Origin of the sequence: Candidatus Jidaibacter acanthamoeba, from assembly GCF_000815465.1 — a bacterium.
GTDB classification, from domain to species: Bacteria; Pseudomonadota; Alphaproteobacteria; order Rickettsiales; family Midichloriaceae; genus Jidaibacter; species Jidaibacter acanthamoebae.
Genome location: NZ_JSWE01000115.1, coordinates 1 through 12,748, shown reverse-complemented (window position 1 = coordinate 12,748; position 12,748 = coordinate 1). Strand labels below are relative to the sequence as shown.

Sequence of the window (12,748 nt, the reverse complement as noted above, 5' to 3'; positions counted from 1 at the left end):
AATCATTAAGCAAGGGATCGAATATAAACACAAGCGGAGAATATAATAAGACAGCATTGGTGTATGCATGCGAAGCAGGAAGATATGATGTTGTTAAACTACTTATGGAGAGGGGGGCGGATGTTAAAGTATTGAGCCAAGGTGAGCGAACGCTACTCATGAATATATGTGCTGCTGAGTTAAGCAATGATGAAAGGATAATGAATGGAAGGTTAGAGTTAATTGCTTATTTAATAGAACAAGGTGCTGATGTAAATGCAAGGGATAGAGAAGGAATGACGGCATTGATGCACGCATGTGTTAGCGGACAGTTAGAGGTAGCAGAAAAGCTAATTGAAAACGGAGCTGAAGTTAATGTAGCAAATGAAATGGGGAGAACAGCATTGATGGTAGCCGGATATCACGGATGGCTTGGAATAGTAAAATTATTAGTTGAAAACAGAGCGGATATTAACGCTAGGACTGAAGCCGGTTGGAAGATAATAGAAGGATTACTGCATGGAGAGCAACCGGATAATATAAAGCAGATAGTGGAATACTTAATGAGTAAGGGAGCTGAGCTTAATATACATAGTGCAATAAAGTTAGGAAACATAGGCAAGATAGAAAGTTTTAATAAGGAGGAGCTTGAAGTAATAAGCCAAGATATAAGAGGAGGAGCAGTACATACGGCAGTAAGAGAGGGCAGGGTAGATGTATTAGAATTGCTAAGAAAGAAAGGAGTGGATTTAACTAAAGAAGATGCCTATGGAAGCAACATATTGCATATAGCTTGTGAAGAAGGAAGAGCGGAGATAGTCGGATATTTAATCAGAGAAAGATTTAATATAAATAGTGCGGTAGGAAAAAAAACACCGATACAGATAGCAGTGAGCAGAGGTAATCTACAAATAGCGCGTATGCTAAGGAATGCAGGAGCGAAGCTTGACTTAGAAAGTATGGTAGCACTTCGGGACTTAAATTCAATCTTACATATATTAGAAGCAAGTAATGTAGCAAATGAAATAAAGGCTCAGTTATTGTACTTATGTTGCAAGTACAATTGGGCAGAGATTGTAAAAGACTTAATAGAAAAGTATCAAGTAAACATTAATGTAGAAGTAGAAGGAGCAAGAGGGATAGAAATTGCATGTGAGTTAGGGAATGCGGAAGTAGTTGAATTACTTATGAAGTATAAAGAAAGCAAAGGATTAGGGCTAAATGATAATAGTAAAGAGCCTTTACTGTTTAAAGCTATAAGTAAGAACCAAGAAAGAATAATAGGTATACTATTAGATAACGGAGCTGATCCTAATATAACTTATGGGTGGTTAAAGGAAAATGCGTTACTCTACGCTATAAGGATGATTGATAGAGAAAAGGTTGATATTTGTAGGGTAGCTAAGAGGTTGATAGAAAGTGAAGCTGATTTAGGACATAAGGATAATAGAGGGAATGCGGTTTTACATTATGCAGTTGAGGAGGGTAATGAAGAGTTAGTAGAAATAATACTGGAAGGGTTTAAGAATATAAAGAACAAAGAAGGTAAGAAGGCCTATGAGATAGCAAAAGAGAAAGGATATAAAATAAAGATATTAGAAGAAAGTGAGATAGAAGAGAGGGTAGTTCCGCTTGATGAGATAGAAGGATTAGTGGAAGTGGTGAACCCGTATAAAAGAAAAGATAAAGGTAAAGAGAAAGAATATGAGGACAGAAAAGAACAAAATGAGGCAGAAGATCTATTGACAGCTAATGCTAATGGAGATGATAGGAACTTATTGGTAGACGGGCATGACAGGTACTGGTATAGCGTTAGCGACGGATTTAGGCTATTAATGCATATAAGAAAGGCTAAGCTAAGTTACGATAATATGGTTAATGAGGGGGAAGAGTATAGCGCTTATAGGGAGAACAGAGAAGGAGTATTTATAACTAATCCTTACCATATTTTTAACTTCAGGGAATATTTTGAGGATGATATAAGAAGGCTTGCAGGGCAGTATAATGGGATTAAAGGATGGAATAATACAACTAAGCTGCTGGTAATTCCACTAATTGACGGAATACACTGGAGAGCGATTAGGATAACTATACATGAAGAAGATAAGATAAGCATATTATGGGATGATCCATATGGTAAGAATGGATTTTCAGAAGAAATGAAGAGCTCGATTAAGCAAGCAATAAGAGAGATCATTGGTAATCTATGCGGAGGAATAGAGATAGCAGTAGAGGAAGTAGAAAAAGTAATAGACCAGCAAGGTAGGGGGTTAAATGGTTATGATTGCGGACCTATCGTATTTAGTAATATAGCTGATTATGCAAATACTAACGAACCGAATGAATCATTTACTAAGACAAATATGCATGCATATACGATTGGTGAGTTTAGCGAGCAACTGCATAATCAAAATATGAGGATATTAAGAAGGAATGATGCAAGGCGGTATGCTGAGATGGCGGGTATAGGTTTAGGTAATGTAGAAGAAAGAAGGGTTAAAGTAGAAGAGACAAATACCAGATTATTACGAGGTAAGATTGATACAGCTAAACTGGAATTGTTAAGTGATAAGCAACTGGAAGCGATATCTAATTTAGAGCCACTATATATAAGCATGATATTTGATATAGTAGAAAATAATCGTGTATGGAAAGAAGATAAAAATGATAAGCAGAAAGAAAGTAAGGTTTATTCTATAGAAGAATTAAGGAAAGCTTATAATCAAGTTATGATATATAAGCAATGGGTAGAGAATATATGTATAAATAGCTCTGTAAGTGAAAGTATTGATATTCCGGCGGCTAGTAATCGGGTTGCTAACCCGGAAAGCCAAAGAAGAGAAAGTACGGGTAATATAAGGACTTCTTCTTCTAATACTAGAAGCCGACCTAATAAGAAAGATAATAAAGACTGCATAGTAAGTGCAGTGTATTCAGCAAGTTACAATAACCCTATACTAAATGATAAAAAGATAGAAGAGTTAATGAAAGTAGCTAATGAGAACTATGGAACTAAAGGAATAGATAAGTTAATGGAGATAGGAACTGATATAAACAGTTATAAGAAGTTCCAAAGCTTAAGAACAATAGTAGGTGATGAGCGAGCAATTAAGTATTGTTTAGGGGAGAATCGATCATTTACTGAGAAAGTTAAGCATAGCAGAGAATTACAAAATATTACCCAAGCGATTTAAATAAAGCTTTAGTCAACAAGTTTGAAGAGGGTGTTATGAAGCAAGCTGTATCGGCGAAACAAGGTGAGTTTTTAGGAATAGATCAAATCCTAGAAGTTGATGATAAAGATATCCAAAGGAAAATAGTTTTAGATATTTTAAGTAGCAACGGGCTGCTATGGGAAGATACAGCAGATAGGAGGATAATATCAGAGAGACAGGTTAGGCAGTTAAAGTTTTTATATGGATTAACTATTTTTCGTCCTGAGGTATCAAAAGAACAAAGATCGTTTTTATTTGATTTAGCATGGGATGTGATATTTATGATAAGTGAAAATCAATTATCCCAATCACTACAAGAGAGTATAAGGCAGGAAATAAAAGGAAAATTAGTGAATACCGAATGTGCTCCGAATATACTTTTAAAAGCAAAACAAATTTTTGCTTTTAAAAGCGAGGAAGAAAACAAGATAAAAGCAGGATACAATAAAAGAATAGATAGCTTTGTAGGTAGATTAGCAAACGGGAAGGTAAGGTTATTAAAGATAAAAGACCCCCAAATCCAGGAAGGGATGGAATTTATAGATCAAGAAGGATTAGGACTTGGCGAAGATAGAATAGCTTATGCTACTGGGAGTACTTTTAGAAAACTAGACACAAAAAATAAATATAAGAAGCCACTAGGGAGGGAAACCATACTTGATACAGCGAGGGTGGATTTAAAGATTTTAAGAGAAGAAGGAATACTAATTTCTTCAATTGCGGATGGCCATATGCATGGGTCTGATGAACAACAGAATAGGCAAATAACGGATATAGCGAATTTAGGATGTAAGCTTGCCAATAGGGAGCTTGCACAAGCTATAAATAAGTATTGGAAAGAAAACCAATTGAGCGAAGAAGAAAAAGGTTATAGCTTTTCTCCTAATCTTTATCGGCCTGTAACCGGTAGCAGTGAACCCACTTCTGAATATCAAGATACGGTATTGCATAAAACGATGAAGGAAATAGTACTTTCAATGTCTAAGAGAAGGCCTAGACATAATTTTGAGCATGCCGGGATAACGAGCTATGCAGCAAAGATTGATGGAGACGGAAGGATTAGAGTGACTGGGTTTTCAGTTGGTGATCAGATGCTAATAGCATATTCCAAAGAAGAAGGTTTTAGGAATGTAGCACCGTCGATCAGGCTTATAGGAGGACCTGAATTCTGGAATTATGAAGAGGACATAATAGAACAAGATAAGCTATGCTTTGTAGTTTTTGATCAAGCACTACCTGAAGGGAGTATAGTAATAGGGCTTACCGATGGAGTATTTGATATGCTGCCTGAAGGCTTCGTGCGTCAAGAGGAATTAGGAAATTACGAATCATTTGGGAGGGAAGCGGCCAATGTATTTATGGAAAGCATAAACACGCAAGAAATCAATAAGGCATTTCAAGGAGAATTAAATAGCGCCGAAGAAATTAAAAACTGGTTACTTGAATGCGTTAAAGAGAAAATAGAAAGTAAAGACAACAGTGAAGAAAGAGATAACCCTAAAGCAATAGGGGATGATGTTACCATTGTTGCTGTGAACATAGAAAAAGTAATTATGAAAACTGGGTTACTACAAAGAGGGGTCTGTAAGGATTCAGCATATATTTGAAACTTTTTTAAGGAAAAAAATGAAAGATTCTAAAGTGAAAGAAAATAACGACAAGCTAAGTATCTCTGTTTTAAGATTATTAGATAAAGCAGAAGAAATTCTTAGCAATAAAGATTATAAGAATATAAAAAAAGTTGAACAATTCTTAGAAATAATAGATAGAGTTCAGGAACATTGGAAATTTGAAGATGAAATAGAGAAGAAGATAACCACATTACATGAAAGAGTAATTGGATGTAATAAATATAAAGAGATCGAGGAAGAGCCTAAGAAAGAAAGAGATTATCAACTTGATCTATCTACAACTAGGAGAAGATTAAAGAGATTACATGAAAGAAAAAAGAATGAGGATCTGATTAGGCTATGTGAAAATCTTTGTAAAGAAGGAGATGATTGCAAAAAAAGTGAAGAATATGCCGAAGCACTTAAATATTATAATATTGTTTTAGAATATTTTATAGATATAAAAAATACGGAAGAGTGTAGGGAATTATTAGATAATATTTCTAAATGTTACTTTAAATTGAAGCAATATAAGGAATCTGCATTATATGAGAGTATAATATTATCTGATGATTTAAGGAATAGGTTTCCATTAATTGAAGTAGATTCCGTATTAGATATCGTAAAGATTGAGAAAATAAAATGTCGCATAAATATATATAATCAGGATAAAGATATTGATGCATTAAGGATAATTAACCATTTAGAGGGAATAGCCGATACTTATTATGTATATAAGGAAATTACAAGAGCTACAGAAATTTATGGGGTAATTATAGAAAAGCTAGATGAACTTGCGGGTAAAAACTATCTGCCTAGAACAGAAATATTAGATGAATATTTAAAGGTTTTGGAAAAGTACAGCCAAGTTATAATTGGCGAAGGGATAAATAACATTAACCCGATTAAATATGAAGGTAAAGAATATAAAGAAATACTAAGGCAAATCAGGAACGAAAGTAGAGATAAATTGGTAAATAATGAAGAAGGTTTGGGAGAGAGCTTTAATACCGCCTTGATAAAGTTGATAAGTAATATAGTAAAAGATGCGGTAAAATGTTTAGGACCAAGTAAATATAAATGTGTAGTTTTAGGCCTAGGTTCGTTAGCCAGAAAGGAGCTATGCTCATATTCCGATATAGAATTGATGATAATTTATGATGAACAAAAAGATAGCAAAGAAAAAGTTTTATCAGGAGCTGATAAGGAGGGGATAGATCAATATTTCAGAGCATTAACGGAAGTAATAAAGATAAAGATAATATTGTTAGGAGAAACCCATATATCATTAGAAGATAAAAGTATATTAAGTAAAATAAAAGTCGGGCTTAGTTTTGATTCTACTCACTTCCCTTATAAGAATGATGGCAAAAGAAATCTCGTAGGGACGGTTGATGAACTAAGCGCTAATTACTGGGAGGGAGTTTTAGATGAAAATACTGCTAGTGTATTTTCAGTCGATGCGGCGATTCAACAAGACATATGCATAGTATATGCTGAGGAAAACAGTAAGGAGTTATTTTTTGAATATAGGAAAAGAATTAGAGAAATTCCACAGGAAAGTATAGCTAAGGTTCTCTCTCAATGGATAATTGATGACACGTTGAGGTTTAAACTAGAAGCAAATAAAGTTATAAGAAGATTGGCTGATGAAAACTCAGATAATGAAAAAGATGAAGGGATTGACGTAAAAGATAATTTACTTAGGTTTCCGGTATTACTGGCAAATAGGCTATGCATGTATGAGGGGATATTGATTGATGAAGATAATAGTGATTTATCTGTTAGTCTGCAAAAGGTAGATAGATTAACGGAAAGGGGTTATTTTAGCAATAGTGAAGGGGAGGGTATGAAAGAATGGATAAGGTTTGCGCAGACTTTAAGGATGAAGGTCCACTTAAATTATAGAGGTAATAAGGAAGAAGTATATCTAGAAAGTACGGGAGTTAAAGAAGATTATATATTAAGTAATGATGAAGCGGCAATGCTTAGAACATTGTATGAAAACATAATGCAGCCTATGTATAACAGGGCACAGAGTATAGCAAGAAGTCTAACGGATGGTAATCAACAAGAAACGGAAATAGAAACACTTAAGAGGAATAAAGATTCTGAAAAAGTAGCAAATATAATGATATTAAAATCAAAACAGTTGATTGAGAAATATCATGAGACGCGAGATATATTATATGCTGAAAAAGCAAATTGGTATTATGAGAAAGCTGCCGAGATATCATTGGATATAACCGAGGAAGCATGGCAAAATACCATACTTGATTTAGGAGTAAACCAAGAAACTAGTAAAGACAGTGAAGGCGAAATTTGTTTAGAGTTAATTATTAATAATAAAGTAGAGAAGATATACTTAAAAGAAGAAGTGATAAGAGAATATCTTAAACCTGAGAACCAGGAAATTGAAGGAAGAAGAGATGTAAGAATGATATATCACAATGGTGAATATTATCATATTAAACAATTACCTGAGGCACCGGGCATAGAATATGCGGTAAGTTCATTATCACATTTACTATTAGGATACACCACGACACCATTTAGTATACTTGCTAAAATGACCATAGATGGCAAAACTATACCGGTATTAATAAGTAGAACGGTAATAGGGGAAAAATTAAGTGAAAAGTTAGAAAGCTTAGAAAAGATAGATGAAGAGAGTTACGGCTTAGCATTTGTTCGCACATTATTTACTAATCCTGAGGATGATCAATTCGGTAATAATATAAAATCTAATACCAGAAGCCCTGAAGGTGAGATAAAAAGTAGGTTATTTTGCATTGATAATGACCATGGGTTTTTACAGGATGTTTATAAAGTTGATATGGTATTTTGGAAACAGTTTATACATAAATCTGTGGTGTATTGCTCGAAAGAAAAAATGGAAAGTAGCATTGTTGAAGCCGTAAAACAAAAGATAAAAAAATTAACTCCTCAAATGCTGCGTCAATGGTTGGTGAAAATAAAAGCAAGAGATGATGAGAATCGCAAGTTATTCGAAGGTAATTTAATCCAAGAACATGAAGTAGTTAACAAGCAAGGAGAGGAGCAAAAGTTGGGTGTAACAATACCGATGTTATTAGATGAGCAGTTGGGAGTGAATATTTGCTACAGAATTATGCAACTACAAGACTGCTTACTTGAACATGACTCGGACTATAGGTATGTAAGATTGTTAAATAATATAGATATAATAGTAGCTGCAGAATATAACAAGGTTTTAACAAATGACAGTTTAACTACTACAAGGGAAAAGTTTGATAAGTTATCGGAAGGACAATACGAAGAATTGAATAAAGGTAGCCCTATAGAACCGAGAAAAGTTTCTTCAACAAAATCAAAATATTTAGGATCAGTATTACAAAAAATTCCAAGTCCTAAACAGATGAAGGAAAAGAGTAAATGCACACCTAAACAGGCTTTAGAGAAGCTAGATGAGGTAATTAATCAATTAAGAAAGCTAAAAGGAATTAGGGAAGAAGTTATAAGTGGAGAAGATAAGCAATTTAAGAAGTTGCCTATACAGCTAAAAGAAATGGTAATTAATGGGAGAAATACTGAATTAAAAGGACCTTTTATAGATAATATATTTGAGGCTATTATCAAAATAACCCATACAAGAAATAAAGAGACAGAGATAGGTTCAATAGAAGAAGGGGAGATTTTAGAAAAACAGAAAGCTATATTAGAGTTTATTAAACAGCAAAAGTTATCTTTCAGCAAATTGAATTTAAGTAATTGTTTAGCTTTAACAGATAAAGACTTAGATTATATATTATATTATTCTCCTGATTTGCTTTGGTTAGATATAAGTAATTGTCTTAATTTAAACAATAATACATTGGATATTATTGCTAGTAGATGCGAAAAGATAGAAACATTGTATATAGGTAGCAATAAGAAAGTTATATTTACAAGTAAAAACAAGAGTAAACTAAGTTCTTTAGTTACTTTAAATATAAATCATTGTGAATATATTGATTATGAAATTTTATTTAAGCTAATCTCTAGGTGTCCTAAATTGAAAAGTTTAGTTTTTGATGGCCATAAAGGAATTGATCAGAGTAAAATGGCCAAAGAATTAGAAAATTTAAAAAGAATATTAAATAAAGATGGAAGTTTAATTATAGCTGCCCAAGAAGGAAACATTAATTTGGTGAATCTTCTAATTACAGCAGGAATAAGTGTGGATATATCGAATTCAAATAAAGAAACTGCTTTAATGGGGGCAGCAAAAAATAATCATTTGGAAATAGTCCAAATATTATTGGAGAAAAAAGCAAGTATAGATGTATGTAATTCAAATAAAGAGACTGCTTTAATATGGGCAGTCAAACATAAACATTTAGAAATAGTGAGAATATTACTAGAAAATGAAGCAAACCTTAACTTAATAGATAAAAATGGTTATAACCCATTAATGTGGGCTACAAAATTAAATTGTAAAGAGATAATAGAATTAATATTATTATATCAAATAAATTCAGATCAACCAATAAGAGATGCACATAACGCATTAATCTTAGCAAGAAATAATAAATATAATGAAATAGCATCAATGCTCCAAATATTTATTAACTCGCAAGATTTAATCAATTTAGTGAAAAAGGGAAAATTAGAAGACATAGAAACCCTTCTTGAAAAAGAAATTGATATTAATGCACGGGATAAAGATGGCAATACTGCCATCTTATATGCATTATCATATGAATCTAAGCAAGAACAAAAATATAAAAAAATAGTTTCAATTTTAAAAGCAAAAGGAGCAATTCTTAGCCAAAATGATAATATGATATTAGATATATTAAACAAAAAAGTTCGCATCCGTGATAAATTAGGTTTTGGTCGTATTGTAAACTCTTATCCTTTAATGTTTGCTGCAGCATATGGAATGAAAGAGTTAACAGCATTACTGTTATTAGATGAACATACTAATGTAAATCCAGCCAATAAATATGGGATAACTCCCCTTATGCTTGCAGCTGAGGGAGGGCATAAAGAAATAGTAGAAAGTCTTATTAGAAGAGGGGCGAATATTAATGATAAAATTAATTATTTTTATAGACCTGATAATTTAACTTCTGATGGTAATAGAACTTGGGTGGAGGTAGATAGTGAAGATGCTTATTATTCAAATTTACGTGGCAGAACTGCATTAATTGCTGCATCAGAAAAGGGGCATACCAGGGTAGTCAAAATATTGCTGGATGCAGGGGCTAGTATTTCCAATACTCAGGATGGTAATACAGCATTAATGTTAGCAACTATTAATGGGCATATAGAAATTGTAAAAATTTTGCTAGAAAAAGAGAGAAAACTTAGAAAAGAAATCAATATAAACCGTATAGTATTTTTAGCCTCTATAAACAGACATAAAAAGATAGTTGAAATGCTCATAGAGAAAGTGACTGATATTAACATAACCAACGAACATAATAATACCGCTTTAATCATTGCATCAGGGAAAGGTTACAAAGAAATAGTTGAAATGCTATTGGAAGCTAGAGCTGACATTGACTTTCAAGGGCAAGATGGCAATACTGCATTACATATGGCTTCTTGTAATGACAACAAAGAGATAGCCTTATTGCTAGCTGAATACGGAGCAAATATTCAAAAGAAAAATAACGATAATATGACACCAGTAGATTTAGCTATCAAACATAGTTATTATGAATTAGCAAGAATACTATATGTTCAGGGAGGCAATTTAGAGAATGAAGAAATATATACTAATAAGGAAATTAATAAGGAACTAAGCTACAAGTTCAACTTAAAGCTTGTTACTGGATATATTCTTAAGTGGGGAGTAAAAAATAATGATTATAAATTATTAAGAAAATTATTACATGAAGTATCTAACTTTAAAACAAAAATTAAAGTTGATTTTGATGATGCTATAGTGCTTGCATCTATGCTAGGAAAAAAAGATATAGTAAAAATTTTATTAGAAGGCGGGGTAGATATTAATAGTACTGATATAGAAGGTAACAGTATTTTAATAATCGCAGTTAATCAAAAGGATAAAGAATTAGTAAAAATGTTAATTGCTGAAGGAGCTAATATAAATGCTAAAAATACTGATGGTGATAATGCTTTAAGTAAGGCAGTTGAACAAAGGGATAAAGAATTAGTAAGAATGTTAATTGCTGAAGGAGCTAATATAAATGCTCAAATTGATTGTGGTTATAATGCTTTAAGTAAGGCAGTTAAACTTAGATATCGAGAAATGGTGTTAGTATTGTTAGAACACAACAATATAATGGAAAAAACACTTAATGAGGCTTTTATTTTAGCAAACATGATAGAAGATGATATTATAATTAAAGCTATAAAACCAAAAATTAATATTAATAATAAGGATATACAAGAAGAAATAGAAAAAAGTAAAGGATTGTCAAAAGAAATGATTGATTGCGTAGTAAGTGCAGTGTATTCAGCAAGTTACAATAACCCTATACTAAATGATAAAAAGATAGAAGAGTTAATGAAAGTAGCTAATGAGAACTATGGAACTAAAGGAATAGATAAGTTAATGGAGATAGGAACTGATATAAACAGTTATAAGAAGTTCCAGAAGTTAAGAGAAATATTAGGAGACGATAAAGCAGTTAAGCTATATCTACAGCAGGTATTAAGTAAGGAGCAGAGCCCTATAAATGGCTTTATTGAAAGATTAGGTTCAGAAGGAGTAGGTATGCCGATCTCTAATAGCTTAGGTGTAATTAACAAAAGCTTATCTTTTAGAGAGAAAATTAGAGTAGAGCAGGGCGCTGATATAGAGCAAAGAGCAATAAGGGGTAACTAATAATATAAAAAGGGGAGAGGTTGAGGTTATTTCTCACGAATAGGTCAATGACCTCGTTCAAAACTCTGAGGAAAGGATAATAAGATCAATTAGAAATTTTTATAAAGAGAATGATAAGCTGAAATTATAAAATACTCTTGTTGCATTACCTGTGTGATTCATATAGAACATTACCACTCAGATGTCAGCAGAAGTTGTGACTTTTAGTAAATAGATGAGTATATAAAGGTAAGAAATAAACCTTTTTACAGTGTTACTTTAGGTTGTTAGGATATCTGTATGTGGTAATAACTATTCAAATTGGAAAATGGATACCAAAGTAAAAAACCGTCTTAAATGGATCAAACTATATGAAGAACTAGGGGATGCGAAGGAAGTATGCCAGCACTTTGGGATTTCAAGGTTTACGCTAAGAAAATGGAGTAAACGCTATAAAGAAAGAGGGATGGAAGGGTTGAAAAATATAAGTACTAGGCCTAAAAATTCGCCATTACAAAAGAGGGATGAGATAAACGAAGAAATTATTCTTACTTTAAGGAAAGAAAGGAAGTTAGGAGTAAGAAGGATACAAAGTGAGTTAAAACGATTGCATGAAATATCATTATCTGTAGCTACTATACACAAAGTCTTAAAGAAGCATGAAGTAGGTTACCTACAACTAAAACGTCATTATCGTAAACAAGTTAAGCGATATAATTGTAAAATACCCGGAGAACGGGTGCAGATGGATGTTTGTAAAATAGCTCAAGGGGTTTACCAGTATACAGCGATTGATGATTGTACAAGATATAAAATATTAGGAATATATAAAAGGCGTACGTCCTTAAATACTGTTAACTTTTTAGAGTGTGTAATAAAGCACATGCCATTTCCAATACAACGTATTCAAACAGATCGTGGGCAAGAGTTTTTTGCTTATTTAGTCCAGGATTACCTAAAAGAAAAAAAGATTAAATTTCGACCTATAAAAGCTTTCTCTCCACACTTAAATGGGAAGGTAGAGAGATCACAACGTACAGATTTAGATGAGTTTTATACAAGTATTAATCCTAATGCTAGTGATCTCCCAGATAAACTTAAAGTATGGGAAGAATATTATAATAAACAAAGATCACATAGCGCTT

Annotated in this window: 4 protein-coding genes; all 4 read left to right on the top strand. The window is 32.6% G+C overall.

What is annotated here, in order from left to right; genetic code table 11:
• On the top strand, positions 1-3,173 hold a 3,173-nt coding region (locus NF27_RS05475), incomplete at its 5' end, for an ankyrin repeat domain-containing protein (RefSeq protein WP_193387653.1).
• Positions 3,174-3,208: 35 nt separating this feature from the next.
• Complete coding sequence (locus NF27_RS05470; RefSeq protein WP_039456785.1) at positions 3,209-4,801, top strand: hypothetical protein; 1,593 nt, start codon at positions 3,209-3,211, stop codon at positions 4,799-4,801.
• Between the two features lie 19 nt (positions 4,802-4,820).
• Entirely contained in the window at positions 4,821-11,624 is a 6,804-nt protein-coding gene (locus tag NF27_RS05465) for an ankyrin repeat domain-containing protein (protein WP_039456783.1), read from the top strand.
• A 307-nt stretch (positions 11,625-11,931) separates the two neighbouring features.
• On the top strand, positions 11,932-12,748 hold an 817-nt coding region (locus tag NF27_RS05460; RefSeq protein WP_039454464.1), incomplete at its 3' end, for an IS481 family transposase.